General features: G+C 72.2%; 13 protein-coding genes. 7 read left to right on the top strand and 6 right to left on the bottom strand.

What is annotated here, in order from left to right:
* Window positions 1–4: 4 nt before the first annotated feature.
* Window positions 5–1708 (bottom strand): DUF2207 domain-containing protein, encoded by a 1704-nt coding sequence (locus AB0H71_RS15535; protein WP_357020322.1) that lies wholly within the window; start codon window positions 1706–1708, stop codon window positions 5–7.
* Window positions 1709–2088: 380 nt separating this feature from the next.
* On the opposite strand from AB0H71_RS15535, the gene AB0H71_RS15530 reads away from it, so the two are divergent.
* Window positions 2089–3126: a neutral zinc metallopeptidase gene (locus AB0H71_RS15530; protein ID WP_357020319.1), complete on the top strand. Its 1038-nt coding sequence runs from the start codon at window positions 2089–2091 to the stop codon at window positions 3124–3126.
* A gap of 6 nt (window positions 3127–3132) precedes the next feature.
* Here AB0H71_RS15530 and AB0H71_RS15525 read toward each other — a convergent pair whose 3' ends face one another.
* Window positions 3133–3948, bottom strand: coding sequence for a hypothetical protein (locus tag AB0H71_RS15525; protein WP_357020316.1), 816 nt, complete (start codon window positions 3946–3948; stop codon window positions 3133–3135).
* A gap of 402 nt (window positions 3949–4350) precedes the next feature.
* On the opposite strand from AB0H71_RS15525, the gene AB0H71_RS15520 reads away from it, so the two are divergent.
* The 5 genes from AB0H71_RS15520 (at window position 4351) to AB0H71_RS15500 (ending at window position 15513) form a co-directional block, all read left to right on the top strand.
* Window positions 4351–7032 (top strand): DNA polymerase III subunit gamma and tau, encoded by a 2682-nt coding sequence (locus AB0H71_RS15520; RefSeq protein ID WP_357020313.1) that lies wholly within the window; start codon window positions 4351–4353, stop codon window positions 7030–7032.
* 253 nt (window positions 7033–7285) lie between these two features.
* Entirely contained in the window at window positions 7286–8497 is a 1212-nt protein-coding gene (locus AB0H71_RS15515; protein ID WP_357020310.1) for an acetyl-CoA C-acetyltransferase, read from the top strand.
* A 36-nt stretch (window positions 8498–8533) separates the two neighbouring features.
* Window positions 8534–10684, top strand: a complete 2151-nt coding sequence (locus AB0H71_RS15510) for a 3-hydroxyacyl-CoA dehydrogenase NAD-binding domain-containing protein (protein ID WP_357020307.1) — start codon at window positions 8534–8536, stop codon at window positions 10682–10684.
* Between the two features lie 215 nt (window positions 10685–10899).
* Window positions 10900–11949 carry an esterase-like activity of phytase family protein gene (locus AB0H71_RS15505; protein ID WP_357020304.1) on the top strand — a complete coding sequence of 350 codons (1050 nt, stop codon included), beginning with the start codon at window positions 10900–10902 and terminating at the stop codon, window positions 11947–11949.
* 117 nt (window positions 11950–12066) lie between these two features.
* Window positions 12067–15513 carry a protein kinase gene (locus tag AB0H71_RS15500; RefSeq protein ID WP_357020301.1) on the top strand — a complete coding sequence of 1149 codons (3447 nt, stop codon included), beginning with the start codon at window positions 12067–12069 and terminating at the stop codon, window positions 15511–15513.
* Between the two features lie 113 nt (window positions 15514–15626).
* Here the strand turns inward: AB0H71_RS15500 and AB0H71_RS15495 are convergent, their stop codons facing one another.
* Window positions 15627–16943, bottom strand: a complete 1317-nt coding sequence (locus tag AB0H71_RS15495) for a class I SAM-dependent methyltransferase (RefSeq protein ID WP_357020298.1) — start codon at window positions 16941–16943, stop codon at window positions 15627–15629.
* A complete protein-coding gene (locus AB0H71_RS15490; RefSeq protein WP_357020436.1) occupies window positions 16940–18373 on the bottom strand; it encodes an FAD-binding oxidoreductase in 1434 nt (477 codons plus the stop codon). Before AB0H71_RS15490 ends, AB0H71_RS15495 begins: the two co-directional genes overlap by 4 nt.
* Before the next feature lie 261 nt (window positions 18374–18634).
* Between AB0H71_RS15490 and AB0H71_RS15485 the strand changes: the two genes are divergently transcribed.
* Window positions 18635–19069, top strand: coding sequence for an SRPBCC family protein (locus AB0H71_RS15485; RefSeq protein WP_357020296.1), 435 nt, complete (start codon window positions 18635–18637; stop codon window positions 19067–19069).
* Here the strand turns inward: AB0H71_RS15485 and AB0H71_RS15480 are convergent.
* Together AB0H71_RS15480 and AB0H71_RS15475 are read right to left on the bottom strand one after the other, a co-directional pair.
* Window positions 19066–19407, bottom strand: a complete 342-nt coding sequence (locus tag AB0H71_RS15480; RefSeq protein ID WP_357020293.1) for a VOC family protein — start codon at window positions 19405–19407, stop codon at window positions 19066–19068. The genes AB0H71_RS15485 and AB0H71_RS15480 overlap by 4 nt on opposite strands.
* Window positions 19408–19422: 15 nt before the next feature.
* On the bottom strand, window positions 19423–20253 hold the full coding sequence (locus tag AB0H71_RS15475; RefSeq protein ID WP_357020290.1) for a MerR family transcriptional regulator: 831 nt from the start codon (window positions 20251–20253) through the stop codon (window positions 19423–19425).
* Window positions 20254–20293: the final 40 nt, after the last annotated feature.

Here is a 20293-nt window from a genome sequence, read left to right as displayed (position 1 = left end):
CTCCCTATCTCTGCAGCGGCCCCCGCCCCCCCCCCGCGGCGGGGGTGGGGGCTTCCTCGGGGTGGCCCGGGCGGGCGGGCGGGCCCCCCCCCGCCGGGGGGCCCCCGCCGCCGAAGAGCCGCTCCAGCGCGGTGATGAAGTACGGGAAGTGGCCGGCGAAGCGCCGCAGGTCGCGATCCCGGTCGAAGCCGCCGAACCAGTAGAGCCCGGGGTCGCCGTCGGCGGTCGGATCGAGATCGCCGAATACCCGGATCCAGTGGTCACCGCGGCCGCCGACCACCGTGAAGGGCAGTGCCCGGGAGAACAGCAGCTCCTGCTGATCGACCGGGACGTCCGCGCGCCGGACGTGCTCCAGCCCGCGCTGCATGGCGCGGAGCTGGGCGGCCAGTTCGCGGCCGCGGTCGGTGCGCAGCGGCAGCCTGCTCGGAAGCAGCAGCGCGGCGACCCCGCCGAGCGCGATGGCGACGCCGACCAGCGCGTGCCCGGCGGTGAGCGCGAGGATCACGGTCACCGCGGCGCCGACCGCGATCAGCGCGGCGCCGAGGTAGCGCGGCAGCGCGCGGCTGCGCGGGTCGGTGAAGGTGCCGCGCGCGACGGCGTCGGCGATCAGCCCGGCGCGCAGGGCCTCCAGCGACATCCGCCCCGGTGCGCTGAGCTCGGAGAACCGGACGGTGTCGGCCCCGGCGGGGAGCAGCGTCTCGTAGACGATGCGCTCGTAGTCGCGCAGCTGGTCGTCGGCCGGGTTCACCCGCTCGATCCGCCAGTCCGCCTCCGCGATCCGGGTGATCCGCAGGTAGCGGCGGACAGCGAGATCCACGACGGTGGCGGCGAGGTCGACCGGGTCGGCGTGCTCGTCGAGCAGCAGCCCCGCCTCGCCGGGCAGCACGCCCTCCGGCGAGGTGAACTGCACGGTGCCGCCGTCCCGGAGCAGCGGGTCGATCACCCGGGTGCCGTCGTCGGCCGCACCGCGCCGTGCCCGGAACACCAGCGCCGCCAGGACGGCCAGCGCGGCGAGCAGCACGCCGAAGGCGATGAGGGCGGGCGCGGAGAGCGCGAAGGGCGAACGGCCCGGCTCGGTGACGTCGGCATTGGCGGGCACCGTGTTCGGCGGCAGCTGGAGCCGCAGGTCGATGGCGTCGCCGCGCTGCAGCCCGGTCTGCTCCAGGTAGAGCACGCCGTCCGGCTCGATGTGCACGTCCGCGCAGGGCCGGGTGGCGCCGATCGGGCCGAGTTTGCAGTCGACCAGCGCCATTTGGTAGCTCGGCGCGATCACGGTGGCGCTGATCGAGGAGACGTCGGCGTTCAGCAGCCCGACCCAGTTGAAGACCTGGCTCTCCGGCGCCACGCCGACGGTATTGCGCACGTGGTAGCGGAAGGTCGACTCGCCGGGGTTCGCCTCGATGCTGAATTGATCGTCGGCGAAGGTCGTCGTCCCGGAGCCCGCGGTCGCCACGTCGGTGACCTCGAAGCGCCGCTCCCTGCCGTCGCCGAGGTCGAGCCGCAGCGGCAGCGACATCCGGAACTGCCCGCCCGCAGGCACCGAGATCGTCTCGACCACCTCGAGCACGCCGTCCCGGTTCAGCTTCAGATCGGCGATGATCGCGGCGCCGGGCGCGGGCTGGGCGGCGGCGACCGGCGCGGTGGCCAGCGTGCCCGCCGCGGCCAGGAGCAGGAGTGCGGCTCGGGCGCCCCCCCGAAAACTCAGCATGGCTGGATACTCTAGACGGGTTGCTATCCTTCGTCGGCGGCTGTTGAACCTGTGAAGCGGAGGGGGACGGTGGAGTGACTCGACCTCCGCACGGCCAGGGTCCGGGCTCCGGAGGTCAGGGGCCGCCCGGGCCCTACGGGCCGCCGCCGGGGCAGCGGCCGCCGTCGGGGTATCCGCAGCAGCCGGGGCAGCGCAGGGCGCCCGGCTCCGCCCCGCCGCCGGGGCCATCGGCGCCGCCGCCGGGCTACTCCGGCCCGCCCCCCGGGCACGCCAGCCCGCCCCCCGGGCACTCCGCGAGGCCGCCCGGCTATGGCGCGCCCCCCGGGCACTCGCCGCAGCCCGGTTATGCCGCACCGCCGCAGGGGCGACCCCCGAGCTACGTGCCGCCGCAGGCGTATTCGCAGCAGCGGCCGCAGCCCTACGGCGCGCCGCAGCCGTACGGGGCGCCGCAGCCGTATGGGGCGCCGCAGCCCTACGGAGCGCCCCCGCCGTACGGCAGGCCGCCCGCGCCCTACGGCCCCCCGGGGCGGCCGAACCAGCCGCGGAAATCGGGCGGCGGCAAGGTCGTCTTCATCGTGCTCGCCGTGGTGATCGCGGTGGTCGCGGGGCTGGTGCGGCTCGGCGCCGCCGCGCACACCGCCGACCAGGCCACCGGCCCCGACCCGAGCTTCGGCTACCAGCCGCCCGGCGAGACCGACGCGGGCCCGGCCGAGACCGCCGCCAACCCGCTGCTCACCGATACCTCCGCCACCCTGCTGCCCGCGGACTGCGACTACGCGCCGTGGGGCACCGGGGTCGAGGTGGCGCGCACCTTCTTCGAGACCGCGGCGGGCTGCCTGGCCGACGCCTGGCGCCCCGTCCTCGGCGAGGCCGGGCTGCCGTTCTCCGACCCGGCGCTCTCGGTCACCGCCTCCACCGCGGGCGTCACCACCCCGTGCACCGGAACGACCAGCGAGTTCGCCGCGTTCTACTGCCCGGCCAACCGCACCATCTACATGCCGATCAGCCAGCTGCAGACCGACCTCTTCAAGGACAACTGGGTGGTCTACCTGTCGGTCTTCGCGCACGAGTACGGCCACCACGTGCAGGCGCTGAGCGGCATCCTGCGCAAGGCCAACAGCGACCGGGTGGACGCCGGGGTGCGCAGCACCGAGGGGCTCGAGCTCTCCCGCCGGGTCGAGCTGCAGGCCAACTGCTTCGACGGCATGTTCATCGGCGCCTCCTCGGAGGCGGGGTCGCTGAGCTCCACCCAGCTCAATGTGGCCAGGCGCGATGCCTACGGCCGCGGCGACCAGAGCGGGGACATGCGCGACCACGGCACCGCCGAGAACGGCGGCCAGTGGTTCGAGACCGGGGTCGAGCAGAACCGCACCGCCCGCTGCAACACCTTCACCGCCGCGGCGGGGCAGGTGAACTGAGCGCGGTCAGCGCGGTGCGAGCAGTTTCTGCGCCAGCGGGCCCGGCGCGGGCAGGTCGTTCGGGGTGCTCAGCCAGCCCGCGGTGACCAGCCAGAGCCGCTGCACGTGCGCGTCGGCGGTGTCGAAGAAGACCCGGCGGCCGCGGTTGTCCCGCAGGTCGTGCGCGAGCGTGTTCCACCGCGGCGAGCGCTCGTACCTGGTGCGGTAGTCGTCCACGAAGCGGGCGACCAGGGTGCCGATGGTCTCCACCGGTTGCAGCGAGACCCGCTGGCCGTACTTGGCGGCGTGGAAGCGGCGGCCCGCGCAGAGCGAGCGCGGGCTGGTGTTGTAGGCGATCCACCCCGCCCGCTGCGCCCGCTCCAGCAGCCACAGGTGCCGCACCGCGGTCGGCGCGACATCGCCGACGTACTCGCGGACCGCGGTGTGCACGGCGGGGGCGTCCAGGACGTCGCGCCTGGTCGGGCCCGCGCCGTGCCGGATCCAGTGGTCGTGGGTGAGCCGGGCCAGGATGCGCCCGAAATCGTCGATGCCGCACTGCGCCAGCTCGCCGAGCCTGCCGACCCGCTCCGACTCCACCCGGAGCTCCTTCCGCGCGATGTGCGTGCGGACGGCGGCGAGCGTCGGCACCGCGCCGTGCTCGAGCAGCTCCAGGATGGCCGCGGCGGTGCCCGGCTCGGCGGCGGCGGTGATCGGGAGCGGTTCACGCTCCGGCTCCAGCTCCGGTGGATCGATGGCCCGGCTCAGCAGGGCGACCGCGGTGCGGTCGGCGGCGAGTTCGGTCTGCGCGAGCCAGGCTGCGGCGATGGTGTCACACGACGGCACGGCGATACACACTCCTCGAACGAATCGTGGCGATCGTGTCGCCAGGGGAATCCGTGGTGGCGCTGGGTATTCGGGGTAACGATTCCAAGGTAACCAGCAGATTGCACCGCTGCGCCGGACGAAACCTGATGCGCGCGGGCGGGAAATCCGCGGGTAAACCGGCGTCAGGTCCGCTTACCGAGCTGTCCGGCGGTTTTCATCGGGAGAAGGGTCGATTTCGGTGAACCGGTCGCGGGGGATAGCTTCCCGATAGCCCCCTGCGGTGTGGGTCCGACCTGGGAAAAGGGTGCGCGCAGCGCTGTGATTTGCATCACGTATTGCGCTTCCCGGTGCGTCGGAGCGCTTTCCGGACAGCCGGAGCGCGGCTGGCTCGCTGTCGGTGGCCGCCGGTAACCTCTGGCCGTGGCTCTGTACCGGAAGTACCGACCGGCAACATTCGCTGAGGTGGTGGGGCAGGAGCACGTCACCGACCCGCTGCGCACCGCGCTGGACACCGGCCGCATCAGCCATGCCTACCTGTTCTCCGGCCCGCGCGGCTGCGGCAAGACCTCCTCCGCGCGCATCCTCGCGCGCTCGCTCAACTGCGTGCAGGGGCCGACCTCGACGCCGTGCGGGGTCTGCCCGTCCTGCGTCGCGCTCGGCCCCGGCGGGCCGGGCAACCTGGATGTGATCGAACTCGACGCCGCGAGCCACGGCGGCGTCGACGACACCCGCGAGCTGCGCGATCGCGCCTTCTACGCGCCCGCCGAGTCCAGGTACCGGGTGTTCATCGTCGACGAGGCGCACATGGTGACGACGGCGGGGTTCAATGCCCTGCTCAAGATTGTCGAGGAGCCGCCCGCGCACCTCATCTTCGTCTTCGCCACCACCGAGCCGGAGAAGGTGCTGCCCACCATCCGCTCGCGCACCCACCACTACCCGTTCCGGCTGCTTCCACCCGCCACCATGCGCGGGCTGCTCGGGAAGATCTGCGAGCAGGAGGGGGTGGCGGTCGAGGACGCGGTGTATCCGCTGGTCATCCGGGCGGGCGGGGGGTCGCCGCGGGACAGTCTGAGCGTGCTCGACCAGTTGCTGGCCGGGGCCGGGCCGGAGGGCGTCACCTATCCCCGCGCGGTGGCGCTGCTCGGGGTCACCGACGTCGCGCTCATCGACGGGGCAGTCGACGCGCTCGCCGCCGCCGACGGCGCCGAGCTCTTCGGGGTGGTCGAGCAGGTCATGGAGGCGGGGCACGATCCGCGGCGGTTCGCGGTCGACCTGCTGGAGCGGTTGCGCGACCTGATCCTGGTCCGGGCGGTGCCGGACGCCACCGAGCGCGGGCTGGTCGCAGGCCCCGACGACGTACTCGAGCGGCTGCGCGAGCAGGCGGGGCGGATCGGGCCCGCGACCCTCACCCGCTACGCCGAGCTGCTGCACGAGGGGCTCGGCGAGATGCGCGGCGCCACCGCGCCCCGGCTGCTGCTCGAGGTGGTGTGCGCGCGCATGCTGCTGCCCGCCGCCTCCGATACCGACGCGGCGACGCTCCAGCGGCTGGAGCGGTTGGAGCAGGCCGTGGCGGGCGGGGTCTTCGCGCCTGCCCCGCCGAGCGGGGCGGGCGCCACCGCCGTCGTGGTGCCGGATCCGGTGCCCGTCGCGGGCGCGGATCAGCCGCCGCGGCGGCGCGGGGCGGAGGCGATGGCGGCGTTGCGCCGGGAGCGCGGGGGTGAACGGGACGGTTCGCCCGCTGCCGATGCGGTGCCCGATGCTGCGGCGGGGAGCGGTGGAGCGCCGCAGGAAGTCGCGGATTCCGGCAGCGGCCGGGATGATGCGTCCGGGAGCGGACCCGCGGGCAGCCAGGTGGAGGCGCCCAGTGCTCCGAACGAAGGGCAAACGGTTGCTGCCGATGGCGGTGACGCGGCCGGGGCCGGCGCACATGCTGTCGCGCCTGCGGACGACTCGGATGACCGAGCGTCGCTCGGCGCGAGTCCGGCGACGACGGCGGCCGAGGGTGGTCAGGAGTCGCCCGAGGCGGTTGCCGCGCCCGCGGCGGATTCGGCGGTGGACAGCAGCCCGAAGTCGCTCGGGACTTCCGCCGCGGATGCGGCCGACCCGGCCGCCGGCGGTCACGAGGCGCGTGCGGCATCCACTGAGAGTCCGTCCGCGCCCGAGCCGCAGGATGTTCCTGCCGAGGGGCCCGCTCCCAGCCTGCCGGCGACGACGGGCTCGGCTCCCACGGCCGCCGGACCAGCCACCGCGTCATCGAACGGGGTGGCGGAGGCGGACGACGCCGGATCGGCACCGCAGGGCGCGGGGGACTCGGACGCCGAGATCCAGCGCATCGTCACCGACTCCTGGCAGGAGATCCGCGGCCGGGTCAAGGAGTTCAGCACAACCCTGCAGGCCCTGCTCTCCGGCGCCTCGGTGCTGCGGGTGGAGCGCGGCACCGTGGTGTTCGCGCACCAGAGCCCGCCGCTGGCCCAGCGCCTCTCCGACCCGCGCAATGTGGAGGCGGTGCGCTCCGCGATCCGCGCGGTGCTGAATCGCGAGTTCGACCTGCGCTGGGAGGCGGGCGGCGCCCCGCCGCCGCGCCAGCAGCCCCCGGCCAGGCAGCAGGGCCGCGCCGAGCGGAAACCGGAGAAGAGCGCCCCCCGCTACTCCCGCCCGAGCCAGAATCGGGAGGCGCAGCGCGAGCCCGCCCCGGATGACCAGGAGGGCGAACCCGCCTGGGGCCCGGCGACCCGCCCCGACCCCAAGCCGCCCACCCGCCCCGCGCCGGCCACCGGCCGCACCATCTCACCCCCCGCGGGCCGCGGCACGGCCGCGCCCGCCACCCGCACCCCGTACGACGACGTCCCGCCCCCGGACTACCCCGACCTCCCCGACGACCCCGGCCCGGACGGCGCCTACCCGCCCGACCCCACCGCCACCAGCGGAAACGGCTCTGCCTACGGCGCAGGCACCGCGATCCCGCCCACCACGGCGGAGGAGGAGCGGGAGATGCTGGCCGCCGCCGCGGAACCGGTGGCGCCCGGCGATCGGCGCGACCCGGACGAGGTGGCGCTCGAGCTGCTGCGCAGTGAGCTGGGCGCCACAAGGCTGGATGGTTGACAACCCTTGCCCTCAACACGTTAAGTTAACCGGAGTTCGCACACGCGGTAGTATGGTCGGGTGGCCGAGCTAGGTCGGGGCGCTGAAACGCGCCGATCGCTGCATGACCGGTTTTGTACAGCGTCAGGACGGTCGGTCCCAGGGCCGGTCGGCGAGGTAACCCCCCGCGTCCCTACCGCTCGCGGTACGGACACGACAGCGTTGGACGGGCGAGAGTCCGCACCGCCGCACCCCTAGGAAGGAACACTCCGATATGACCACTGAGGCCTACATTTACGAGGCCATCCGCACCCCGCGCGGCCGTAACAAGAAGGGCACGCTGACCTCGGTCAAGCCGGTCGATCTGACCGTTGGTCTGGTCCAGGAGCTGCGCAACCGCTTCCCCAACCTCGACGAGGACCGGATCTCGGACGTCATCCTCGGTGTCGTCTCCCCGGTCGGTGACCAGGGCGGCGATATCGCCCGCACCGTCGTGCTCAGCGCCAAGCTGCCCGACACCGTCGGCGGCGTGCAGATCAACCGCTTCTGTGCCTCCGGCCTGGAGGCCGTCAACATGGCGGCGCAGAAGGTGCGCTCCGGCTTCGACGACCTGGTGATCGCCGGTGGCGTGGAGTCCATGTCCCGCGTGCCGATGGGCTCGGACGGCGGCGCCTGGGCGCTCGACCCGGCCACCAACTACGACAACTACTTCGTGCCGCAGGGCGTCTCCGCCGACCTGATCGCCAGCATCGAGGGCTTCAGCCGCGACGATGTCGACGCCTACGCGGTGCGCTCGCAGGACCTGGCCGCCAAGGCCACCACCGGCGGTTACTTCGCCAAGTCCATCGTGCCGGTGAAGGACATCAACGGCCTGGTCGTGCTGGACCGGGACGAGCACATGCGCCCCGGCACCACGGTCGAGGACCTGGCCAAGCTGAACCCCTCCTTCTCGGTGGTCGGCGAGATGGGCGGCTTCGACGCGGTGGCGCTGCAGAAGTACCACTACGTGGAGAAGATCAACCACGTGCACCACGGCGGCAACAGCTCGGGCATCGTCGACGGCTCCGCGCTCGTCCTGGTCGGCAGCGAGGAGGCGGGCAAGGCCTCCGGGCTGACCCCGCGCGCCCGCGTCGTCGCCACCGCCACCTCCGGCGCGGACGGCACCATCATGCTGACCGGCCCCACCCCGGCCGCGCACAAGGTGCTGGCCAAGGCCGGGCTGACGCTGGACGACATCGACCTGGTCGAGATCAACGAGGCCTTCGCCTCCGTGGTGCTCAAGTTCCAGAAGGACCTGAACATCCCGGACGAGAAGCTGAACGTCAACGGCGGCGCCATCGCGATGGGCCACCCGCTCGGCGCCACCGGCGCCATGATCACCGGCACCATGGTCGACGAGCTGGAGCGCCGGAACGCGCGCTACGCGCTGGTCACCCTGTGCATCGGCGGCGGCATGGGCGTCGCGACCATCATCGAGCGGGTCTGACCCCAACCGGCAGCCGGAAATAGGAGACACAGAGCTGTGAGCGAAACCAACATGATCGGTTGGGAAAAGGATTCGGACGGCATCGTCGTACTGACGATGGACGACCCGAACCAGGGCGCCAACACGATGAACGAGCTGTACAAGAAGTCGATGACGGCGACCGTCGATCGGCTGGTCGCGGAGAAGGACGACATCACCGGTGTCGTGCTGACCTCGGCCAAGAAGACGTTCTTCGCCGGCGGCGACCTGAAGAACATGATGCACGTCGGCCCGGACGACGCGCAGGCGCTCTTCGACGAGCTGGCCGAGATCAAGGGCGCCCTGCGCAAGCTGGAGACCCTCGGCAAGCCGGTCGTGGCGGCCATCAACGGCGCCGCGCTCGGCGGCGGCCTGGAGATCGCGCTCGCCACCCACCACCGGATCGCGGCCGACGTGCCCGGCTCGCAGATCGGGCTGCCCGAGGCGACCCTCGGCCTGCTGCCCGCCGGCGGCGGCATCATCCGCACCGTGCGCAAGCTCGGCCTGCAGGTGGCGCTCATGCAGGTGTTGCTGCAGGGCCAGCGCAACAAGCCGGCCAAGGCCAAGGAGATCGGCCTCGTCGACGAGCTGGTCGGCTCGGTGGACGAGCTGGTCCCGGCCGCCAAGGCGTGGATCAAGGCCAACCCCGACAAGGGCGTGCAGCCCTGGGACGTCAAGGGCTACAAGATCCCCGGCGGCACCCCGGCCTCGCCGGCCTTCGCGGCCAACCTGCCCGCCTTCCCGGCGAACCTGCGCAAGCAGCTCAAGGGCGCCAACATGCCCGCCCCGCGCGCCATCCTCTCGGCCGCGGTCGAGGGCTCGCAGGTCGGCTTCGACGACGCCTCGCTGATCGAGTCGCGCTACTTCGTGCACCTGCTCACCGGGCCGGTCGCGAAGAACATGATCCAGGCCTTCTTCTTCGACCTGCAGACCATCAACAACGGTGGCTCGCGGCCGAAGGACGTGCCGAAGCGCGAGATCAAGAAGGTCGGCGTGCTCGGCGCGGGCATGATGGGCGCCGGCATCGCGTACGTCTCCGCCAAGGCCGGGTTCGAGGTCGTGCTCAAGGACGTCACCATCGAGGCGGCCGAGCGCGGCAAGAACTACTCCGAGAAGATCGAGGCCAAGGCGCTCTCCCGGGGCAAGACCACCGAGGAGAAGTCCAAGGCGCTGCTGGCCCGGATCACCCCCACCGCCGATCCGGCCGACTTCGCCGGCGTCGACTTCGTGGTCGAGGCGGTCTTCGAGAACACCGAGCTGAAGCACAAGGTGTTCCAGGAGATCGAGGACATCGTCACCCCCGACGCGCTGCTCGGCTCGAACACCTCCACCCTGCCGATCACCGGTCTCGCGAACGGTGTGAAGCGCCAGGAGGACTTCATCGGCATCCACTTCTTCTCGCCCGTCGACAAGATGCCGCTGGTGGAGATCATCCGCGGGGAGAAGACCTCGGACGAGGCGCTGGCCAGGGTGTTCGACTACACCCTCGCCATCAAGAAGACCCCGATCGTGGTCAACGACAGCCGCGGCTTCTTCACCTCGCGGGTGATCGGCACCTTCGTCAACGAGGCGATCGCCATGCTCACGGAGGGCATCGAGCCCGCCACCATCGAGCAGGCGGGCCTGCACGCGGGCTACCCGGCCGCGCCGCTGCAGCTCACCGATGAGCTGAACATGAAGCTCATGCAGAAGATCGCCAAGGAGACCACCGAGGCGGCCGAGCGCGGCGACATCACCATGGGCACCGAGCGGCACCCGGCGCTCGACGTCATCGACTTCATGGTCGAGCAGGGCCGCCCGGGCCGGCTGGAGAAGGCCGGCTTCTTCGAGTACGACGAGGACGGCAAGCGCCTGCACATCTGGCAGGGCATCCGCGATCACTACAAGACCAGCACCGACCTGCAGGTCCCGTTCCAGGACCTGGTCGACCGGATGCTGTTCGCCGAGGCCATCGAGACCCAGAAGTGCTTCGACGAAGGGGTGCTCACCTCGACCGCCGACGCCAATATCGGCTCGATCTTCGGCATCGGCTTCCCGGCCTGGACCGGTGGCGTGCACCAGTTCATCGTCGGCTACCCGGGTGGGCAGGAGGCCTTCGTGGCCCGTGCCGACTACCTGGCCGAGAAGTACGGCAAGCGCTTCGAGGTCCCGGCCTCGCTGCGCAAGTAGGCAGTAGCCCGACGGGCCCGGCACCGCAGCGCGGTGCCGGGCCCGTCGCGTCTGGAGCACTGCACGGATTTTCGGGCCGCGCAGCGGATTTCGCTGTGGCGAACAGCACGGTCTTGTTAACCGTACGGTTTGTGGTGCTCTTCACTCCTACTCGTGAGTTCGGCTATTTTGATCGCGTGCTGAGTGGGCGGACGGGTCGGGCCGTAGCGGGAGTATTGGCAGGTGCAGCGCTGGCGCTGCCGGGGGTGGTGCCGACGGCGGGGGCGGCGCCGCCCGCGGTCCGGCTGCTCGGCGAGCAGGTGCTGCCCTTCGGGCTGGAGTTCGACGGCACCACGGTGGGCGGGCTCTCCGGCATCGACTTCGCCGCGCGCACCGGTGAATACGTCCTGATCAGCGACGATCGCTCGGAGCGCGACCCGGCCCGGTTCTATACCGCCCGGTTCGCGGTGGACGACCGCGGCATCGGCCCGGTCACGCTCACCGGCACGCACCCGCTGCAGGCCCCGGACGGCGCCGAATACGGCGCGCTCTCGGTGGATCCCGAGGAGATCCGGGTGGATCCGCGGACCGGCGATTTCGTCTGGACCCAGGAGGGCGAGCGGTTCGAGGACCTGCTCATCGACCCCGCCACCCGGATCGCGCACCCGGACGGCTCCTACGCGGGCGCGCTGCCGATCGCGGGCAGCACCGCCATGCGGGCCAGTTCGGGGCCGCGCCGCAATGCCGGGCTGGAGGGCGCCACCTTCGCCGCCGACGGCATGCTCTTCGTGACCGCGCTGGAGGGGCCGCTGCTGCAGGACGGCCCGGCGCCGACCGCCGCCGCGGGCGCGCCGATCCGGCTCACCGTGCAGGCGCGCTCCGGCCCGGTGCTCGCGCAGTACGCCTACCCGGTGGAGCCGGTCTTCGTGCCCGGCGACGGCAGCAACGGCGTCGCGAGCCTGCTCGCCGAGAACACCCTCGACCCCACCAAGCTGCTGGTGCTGGAGCGCGGCTACGTGCCCGGGCAGGGCAACCGGATCCGGATCTACCGCGCCGATATCGCGGCCGCCGCCAATGTGCTGGACAAGCCGATCGGCGGCGCCAAACCGGTCGCGAAGGAGCTGGTGGCCGACCTCACCCAGCTCGGCCTCGGCCACGTGGACAATATCGAGGGGATGACCTGGGGGCCGCGGCTCGCCACCGGCGAGCGCACCCTGATCCTCGTCAGCGACAACAACTTCGACGACAAGCAGAAGACGCAGGTCATCGCGCTGGCACTGCGCTGATCGGAACCTTCGATCGGTAGCGAGCCGCCGCGCCGGGCGGAAGCGCACCGCTCCGGCATCCGGCGCGCTACGTTGGAGGGTGTGTACCGCGCCGTCGAGTGAGGTCGAGGTGGTCCGGTGAACCGACCCTCGCCGGAACGGGCGGCCCCCGACCGGGGGCCGGCCGGATCCGAGACTCGACGGCACCTGCCCGACCCCGGTCCGGCCGACGATCTGACCGAGATCGTCGCCGAGCTGGCCGGGATGGGGCTGGCCGAGGCGGCGACCATCGGCCGCGGCGGCTTCGGCGTCGTCTTCCGCTGCGTGCAGACCACGCTCGGCCGGGTGGTCGCGGTGAAGGTGCTCTCCTCCGACCTGGACGCCGAGAGCCGGGCCCGCTTCCTGCGCGAGGAGCAGGCCATGGGCCGGCTCTCCGGGCACCCGAACATCCTGGACATCCTGCAGGTCGACGTCACGCCGAGCGGGCTGCCGATCATCGTCATGCCGTTCTGCGTGCGCGGCTCGCTGGACGACACGCTGCGCGAGCAGGGGCCGCTCGGCTGGGCCGATACGCTGCGCGCCGGGGTCAGGCTGGCCGGCGCGATCGAGAGCGCGCACCGGGCCGGCATTCTGCACCGCGACGTGAAACCGGCGAATGTGCTGCTCAGCGCCTACGGCGAACCGCAGCTCACGGATTTCGGCATTGCCCGCATCCCCGGTGGCTTCCGCACCTCGGGCAATCTCATCACCGGCTCGCCCGCGTACACCGCGCCGGAGGTGCTCGGCGGCCAGGAGCCGAGCGTGCGCTCCGATGTCTACGGCCTCGGTGCCACGCTCTTCGCCGTGCTCACCGGGCACGCCGCCTTCGAGCGGCAGGCCGGGGAGAAGGTGGTGGCGCAGTTCCTGCGGATCACCACGCAGCCGGTGCCCGACCTGCGCGAGCACGCCATCCCGGACGATGTCGCCGGGGTGATCGAGCGGGCCATGGCCCCCGACCCGGACGACCGCCCGGACAGCGCGTACGCCTTCGGCGAGCTGCTGCGCGAGGTGCAGCGGGCGCACGGCAGGCCGCCGGACGAGATGGCGCTGCCGCTGGTCGCCGAGGCCGGGTTCGGCGGGGCCGTTGCCGACGACGAGGATTCCGGCCCGGAGCCGACCCGGCGCGGCACACCGCCCGCGGGTACCGTCCCGCCCACCCCGGCCACCAAGTTCCGGCCGCCGACCCCGCTGCGCGCGCCGGTGCGCCGCGACGAGCTGCTGCGCATCCTGCACGCGGGCGGGCTGCGCAGGCTGGCGCTGATCCACGCCCCCGCCGGGTACGGCAAGAGCACGCTGGCCGCGCAGTGGCGAGCGGAGCTGCAGGAGCGCGGGATCGCCGCCGCCTGGATCGGGATCGATGCCGACGACGACGCCGCGAGCTGGTTCCTCGCGCACCTGATCGAGGCCGTCCGCCAGGTGCGCCCGGATATCGGGCTCGGGCTCTGCCAGGTGCTGGAGGAGCGGCCGGAGGACGGCATCGGCTACGTCGTCGCCACCCTCATCGACGAGCTGCACAGCTCCGGCGAGCCGGTGGTGGTGCTGATCGACGACTGGCACCGGATCACCGACGAGGGCGCCCGCGGCGTGCTCGACACCCTGCTCGGCAATGGCTGCCACCACCTGCGCTTCGTCCTCGCCACCAGGGAACTCGGCGCGCTGCCGCTGAGCCGGCTCCGGGTCGACGACGAACTGGTCGAGATCGACGCCGCGCGGCTGCGCTTCGGCCCGGAGGAGACCGGCGAGGTGCTCGCGCACGGCGAGCCGCCGACGCTGACCGAGGCCCAGGTGGCGGCGATCGCCGCGGCCACCGACGGCTGGCCCGCCGCGGTGGCGCTGGCCGGGCTCTCGCTGCGCAACGGCGCCGATCCGGAGCTCCTCGTGCAGAGCCCGGGCGCGCACGGCATCGGCGAGTACCTCACCGAGAACGTGCTGCACTCGCTGGAGCCGCGGCTGCTGGAGTTCCTGATGGATGTCGCGGTGACCGAGCGGGTCAGCGGCGCGCTGGCCACCGCGCTCACCGGCGACCCGGAGGCCGAGCTGCTGCTGGCCGAGGCGGAGTCGAGGGAGCTCTTCGTCACCCGCAGCCACCGGGACCCGAGCTGGTTCCGCATCCAGCCGCTCTTCGCCGAGTACCTGCGCGCCCGGCTGGACCGGGTGCGCCCCGGCCGCTCGCGCGCGCTGCACCGCAGGGCGTCGCGCTGGTTCGCCGAGCACCAGCAGCTGCGCAAGTCGGTGGATCACGCGCTCGCCGCGGCCGACCTCACCATGGCGCTGGACCTGCTGGAGGGCGGCGGCATGGACCTGATCGACGGGTCGCGGCTGGCCACGCTGCTCGGCACCGTCTCCAAGCTGCCGATGCAGCAGGTGGCGTCGCGCTCCAAGCTGCTCATGGCGGTGGCGCGGGCCAATGTGAACCTGCAGCAGTCCGGGGCGGCGCGCAGCACGCTCGGCAAGCTCTCGAACCTGCTGGCGCGCGGGTCGTCGGACGACGCCGAGGTGGTGACGCAGCGCTGCGCGGCGGCGGTGCTCGCGGCCGCGGACGACGTCGCGCGGGACCGCACCGACGGCGTGCTGGACGGGGTGGCCGACTGCCTGGCCCGCGCCGCCGAGCTGCCCGCCTGGACCGTCTCCACCGCCGCCAACCTGGCGAGCTTCGTGCACTGGGCGGAGTTCGACTTCGGCGAGGCGGCGCGGGTGCAGCAGTGGGCCGCCGAGTACCACGCCGGGTCGAAGGACCCGCTCGGCGCGGTCTTCGGGCTGTGCGGGGAGGGGGCGATCGGGTACGAGCTGCTCGATATCGGCGCCGCCGACGACCGGTACCGGCGCGCCTACGAGCTGGCGCTGACGAAGTCGGGGCCGCGCTCGCACGCGGCCCGGCTGGCGGCGGCCATGCTCGGCGAGCTGCGGTACCGGCAGGGTGAGCTGGAGGCGGCGGCGGAGCTGCTGGACGAGAGTCACCGGCTCGCCACCCGGATCGGGCCGGTCGACTTCCTGATCCCGGTCTACGTGATCGGGGCGCGGGTGAAGGCGCTGCGCGGCGATCCGGAGGCCGCGCTCGCCCGGCTGGACGAGGGCGCCAGGCTGGCCGCGGGCAACGATCTGGCGCGGCTCGCCGCGCACGTGCGGGCCGAGCAGCTGCGGCTCGGGTTCGTATCGCCGGAGCCGGGGGAGCCGGACGGTGCGCCCTACGGGGCCGGGCGGCGGCGCGGGGCGGCGGCGCTGGTCGCCGAGGCGGAGGAGATCGCGGCGGTTCGCACGCTGCTGGCGCGGCACGCCGCCGGGGTGGACGGTGATCTCGCGGATCGGGCGATTCGCCGGGCGCGGGCGTTGCGCAGCCGGACCGTGGAGCAGCAGCGGCCGCGGGCCGAGCTCGACACCACGCTCTTGCTGGCCGAGTGTCTCGCCGCGGCGGGGTGGGTCGGTGAGGCGGCGCATCTCGTGCGGCCCGTCGCCGCCACCTGCGCCGAGATCGGATGGGCCCGGCCCCTGCTCGACACCGGGCCCGGTATCACCGCGATCCTCCGCGTACTCGGAGCAGAGGAGTAGGAAGCTATTTCCACCCCTACGGGGTGGAGCCCCCTTCGGCTACCGCCGGAGGTGAGACCAGCGGACCACAGCGCTGCCCGCCCGACGTTCCGGGCGGGCAGCGGCACGGGAACCTACGGGTTCCACCAGGGGCGGAGGGGGACGTTCCAGAGCCCGTCGGGGCCGAGCTTGACCCCGAGCACCTGGTGCAGCTGCACCACATTGCGCTGGAAACCGAGCCGGCTCCCGGCCATGTACAACCCCCAGACCTTGGCGGTCCCCTCCCCGGCCTCGGCGACGCAGGCATCCCAGTTCCGCACCAGGTTCTCGCACCACTCCGCGAGCGTGAGCGCGTAGTGCTCGCGCAGGTTCTCCTCGTGCAGCACCTCGAGCCCGACATTCTGGATGTCGCTGATGATCCGGCCGGAGCCGATCAGCTCGCCGTCCGGGAACACGTAGCGGTCGATGAAATCGCCCGCCTTCGTGGTCTTGGTGTTGTCGTGCCTGGTGATGCAGTGGTTCAGGAAGAGCCCGCCCTCGCGCAGCTTGCCCTGGATGAAGCGGAAGTAGCTCGGGTAGTTGTGCACCCCGATGTGCTCGGTGAGCCCGATCGAGGAGACGGCGTCGAACCCGGACTCCGCGATGTCGCGGTAGTCGCTGTGCCGCACCTCGGCGAGCTCGGAGAGCCCCTCGTCCGCGATCTTCTTCTGCGCCCAGGCCGCCTGCTCGGCGGAGAGCGTCGCCCCGATCACCCGGACTCCCCGCCGGGCGGCGTAGCGCACCATCCCGCCCCAGCCGCAGCCGATGTCGAGCAGCCGGTCACCCTCCTTCAGGTGCAGCTTGTCGAAGACCAGCCGGTACTTGTTCTCCTGCGCCTGCTCCAGCGTCCAGTCCGGCTCGCCGTAGGCGGCGCAGGTGTAGGTCATGGAGGGGCCGAGCACGTGCTCGTAGAAGGCATTGGAGACGTCGTAGTGGTGGTGGATCGCCTCCGCGTCCCTGGTCTTGGAGTGCCGCAGCCCCTCCAGGGCCACCCGGCGCCAGCGCGGCAGCGTCTCCTGCGGCGGCGGCGGGACCGGGCGCAGCCGCTCCCAGCCGAGCGAGCGCGCGATGGTCACCAGGGTGAGCGCCGACGGCCGGTGGAATTTCAGCGACTGCATGGCGTGCAGCGCCGGGTACGGGTCGCCCGGGTGCACGCCGTGCACCACCAGGTCACCGGCGATGTAGGCCCGGGCGAGGCCGAGGTCGCCGAGCGCGTTCACCAGGTAGTTGATGCCGCGCGGATTGCGGATCTCCAGAACGAACTCGGAGTCCTCCGGGCCGGTCGCGCTGCCGTCGAACGCGGTGAATCGAACCGGCACCGGGCCGTCGACCAGCGTTTCGATGATCTCCGCGATCGTCAATTTGGTTCCGAGTTCGGCCAATACGTCGGATCGGTCTCGGAAAGTGGTCATTGTCTCTGCACCGCCTTCGCATACAGGTCCAGCAGCCGCTGGTCCGGGTCGTAGCGTTTTTTCAGCTCGGTGTAATGGCTGCCGCCGTAGAGCGCCGCGAATTCATCCTTGTCGTAGAAGGAATCCGAGTACAGCGATTTGTGACCGTCGAACTCGGTGACGGTGCGCTCGATGGCGCGGTTGGCCGCGCCCTCCGGCTGCCCGGGAACGGTCGGCACCGCCGACCAGAATCCGACATTCACGTACGTGCGGCCCGGCGCCAGCGGGTAGAGCGGCCAGGCGCGGCCACCGGCGTCGGTCTCGGCCCCGCTGTCGCGCAGGCGCAGCGGGCAGAGCCAGAGCGGCTCGATCGGGATCTCCCGCAGGAACCACTCGACGAAGTCGGCGGTGCGCTCCACCGGCACCTCGATGTCCTGCACCACCCGCTCCTGCGGCGGGTTGCCCTTCCTGGCCCCGAGCCGGTCGGCGATCCCGTACCGGCGATCCAGCGCGACCAGCTTCCAGTAGAAGCTGCTGCGCCGGTACCGCTTCGGCCAGAACCGGCGGATGCGCGGGTTCTGCGTGCCGAAGGCGCGCGAGCACCAGAACCAGTCGGTGTCCCAGCGCCAGAGGTAGTCGGCGATGGTGAGCCGGTCCCGCTTCGGGGCGGCGCCGTCGTGCCTGATCGACTGGTAGAAGATCGACATCCCGGTGTAATCACTGGTCGGGCCCGGTTCGTCGGTCTGCCTGCCGAGGATCAGGTAGCTCTCGTCGGCGGTGAAGACCACGCCGTCCAGGTAGTCCACCCGCTCGCCGTCGTGCGCCCGCTCCAGCACGATCCTGGCCAGCGCCGCCTCCAGCGCGCGCAGGTCGTGGAAGCGCAGGTGCCGCAGCTCGACGTAGGGCAGCACCGGCTCCAGCTCGATCTTCAGCCGGACGGTGTAGCCGAGCGTGCCGTAGGAGTTCGGGAAGCCGCGGAACAGGTCGGCGTACTCGCCGTCGGGGCGCACGGTGCGGATCTCGCCGGAGCCGGTGAGGACATCCATCTCCAGCACCGACTCGTGCGGCAGCCCGCTGCGGAAGGAGGTGGACTCGATGCCGAGCCCGGTCACCGCGCCGCCGAGCGTGATCGTCTTGAGCTGCGGCACCACCAGCGGCGCGAGCCCGTACGGCAGCGTCGCCGCCACCAGGTCCTCGTAGGTGGTCATCCCCGCGACGTCGGCGGTGCGGGCCGCCGGGTCCACCGCGATCACCGAGGCGAGCCCGGAGACATCGAGCCCCGGTGCGGAATTGCTCGCCCTGGCCCGGAACAAATTCGACGTTTTCTTCGCCAAACGGACATTCGCGTCGGCGGGAATGGCGCGATAGCTCGCGAGTAGTCGCTCGACGCCTTCCTGATGCGCGGCGAAACCGGATTCGCGTGCGGCCGGGACGTGGCCGGCCTTCCTCATCGGACTCACTGCCACCCCTCGACGCTAGTACGTCGAACCGGCACCGGCCACCACGTTCACCGTGTCGGCCGAGAAATGTCACGGAGGGGGGCGAACAGGGAACAAGCAGGTAACACGGCGGTGTTGTATTCGGCTCGACGGCGGGCGCGCATTCGTGCGGCAACCCGGGATCGGGCAGGATCTCTTGCGTCCGGGCGTTCGAGCCCGGACGTTTCGGTCAGCGTGGGCGCCGGGGGCCGGCGTCCGGAGAAGGAGTGCGAAGTGGGACAGGTCAGCGCCAGCAGTTCGATCACGGTGCCCGCGGATCCGCAGCGGGTGCTCGCGGCCGTCGCCGACTACGACACCGTCCGCCCGCGCATCCTGAGCGCGCACTACCGCGACTACCGCGTGGTCGAGGGCGGCAAGGGCACCGGCACCGTCGCCGAGTGGATCCTGCAGGCCACCGAGAAGCGGCAGCGCAATGTGCGCGCGGTGGTCACCGCGGCGGATTCCACCGTCACCGAGAAGGATTCGAACTCCACCCTGGTGAACACCTGGACCGTGAGCCCCGACGGCACCGGCTCCACGGTCACGCTGCTCACCACCTGGAACGGTGCGGGCGGGGTCAAGGGCATCTTCGAGGGCATCTTCGCCCCGCTCGGGCTGAAGAAGATCCAGGCCGAGGTGCTGGAGAACCTGAAGAACGAACTGGCCTAGCGGCTCTCGCCGATATCGAAGAGGTTCCCCTCGGGATCGCTCAGCGTGGTCCAGCGCGCGCCGTACTCGTCGAACTCGCCGAGCTGCTTCGCGCCGAGGGCAAGTGCCCGCTCGACCTGCGCCCGCCGCTCCGGCGTGTGCAGGTCGAGGTGCACGGAGTTCTTGCCCGGCGTCTTGTCCGGCACCTTGATGAACATGAGCGTCGGGGCGCCGCCGACGGTGGCGAAGTACTCCGACGCCTCCGGATCGACCGTGCGGTCCAGCAGTTCGGCGTAGAAGCCGGCCAGCGCGGCGGCGTTCTCGCTGTCGATGGTGACGTGCGCGAGCTCGAGTGACATGGGGTTCCTCCTGGGTCAGCGGATGGGCCAGCAGATTTCGGTGCGGTATCCGGCCGGGTCGTCGATCCGGTCCGGCCCGGCCAGGTAGATCTCGCGGATGGGCTCCGGCAGCGAGGTGTCGTGTGCGGCGACGTGGCTGCCGAGCGCGCCGTAGCTGCGGTCGAAGTCCTCGAAGCCGCCCTCGTGCACGGCGACGGCGAAGCGGCCGCCGGGCAGTTCGGCGAGGACCGGGGCCGGGTGGGTGTCGGGGGCGGCGGGCAGCGGGCCGCCGGTGCCGGGCGGCACCGGGACGTAGGCCGTCACCGCGCCCGCGTCCTCCTCGAACCAGGCGGCGGAGTACGTCGCGCCGCCCGGCCCGGCCGGGGTGACCCCGGCGGCGGCGAGCGTGCGGTAGAGCAGGGCGAAGGCGCTGCCGCACCACGGTCCGATCTCGGCGCGGGCCAGCCCCTCGGTGACGGTGAGCGCCGGGAAGGCGGCCGTGGTCCGGTACTCCACCGGCAGCGCCCGCGACCCGGGCGCGAGCAGCGCGCGCAGCGACGCCACCACGTCCCTGGTGCGGTTCAGCTCCCGCTCCATCCGGAGCAGGTGCGCGCGCAGCGCCCCGTCCCGCGCCGCGGTATCGCCCGCGTCGAGCACCGCGCGGATCTCGCCCACCGGCATGTCCAGCGCGCGCAGGCGGCGGATCAGGTGCGCGGCGGGCACCTGATCCACCGAGTAGCGGCGGTAGCCCGAGCCCGGGTCGATCGCCGCGGGCTCGAGCAGCGCGATGTCGTGGTAGTACCGCAGCGCCTTGACGCTGAGGTAGGTCAACCGGGAGAACTCCCCGATCGGGACGGTCGCTGTCATGGGCTCCAGCGAACACCCTCCCGTGGCGGGAGAGTCAACC

The organism is Nocardia sp. NPDC050697 (assembly GCF_040654395.1).
Taxonomy (GTDB): Bacteria; Actinomycetota; Actinomycetes; order Mycobacteriales; family Mycobacteriaceae; genus Nocardia.
This window is presented reverse-complemented; position numbering and strand designations above follow the sequence as displayed.

Coding starts and splice junctions, on each gene's coding strand:
- AB0H71_RS15475 (WP_357020290.1), bottom strand. CDS start 20,253: ATGACAGCGACCGTCCCGATCGGGGAGTTCTCCCGGTTGACCTACCTC.
- AB0H71_RS15535 (WP_357020322.1), bottom strand. CDS start 1,708: ATGCTGAGTTTTCGGGGGGGCGCCCGAGCCGCACTCCTGCTCCTGGCC.
- AB0H71_RS15495 (WP_357020298.1), bottom strand. CDS start 16,943: ATGACCACTTTCCGAGACCGATCCGACGTATTGGCCGAACTCGGAACC.
- AB0H71_RS15480 (WP_357020293.1), bottom strand. CDS start 19,407: ATGTCACTCGAGCTCGCGCACGTCACCATCGACAGCGAGAACGCCGCC.
- AB0H71_RS15515 (WP_357020310.1), top strand. CDS start 7,286: ATGACCACTGAGGCCTACATTTACGAGGCCATCCGCACCCCGCGCGGC.
- AB0H71_RS15490 (WP_357020436.1), bottom strand. CDS start 18,373: ATGAGGAAGGCCGGCCACGTCCCGGCCGCACGCGAATCCGGTTTCGCC.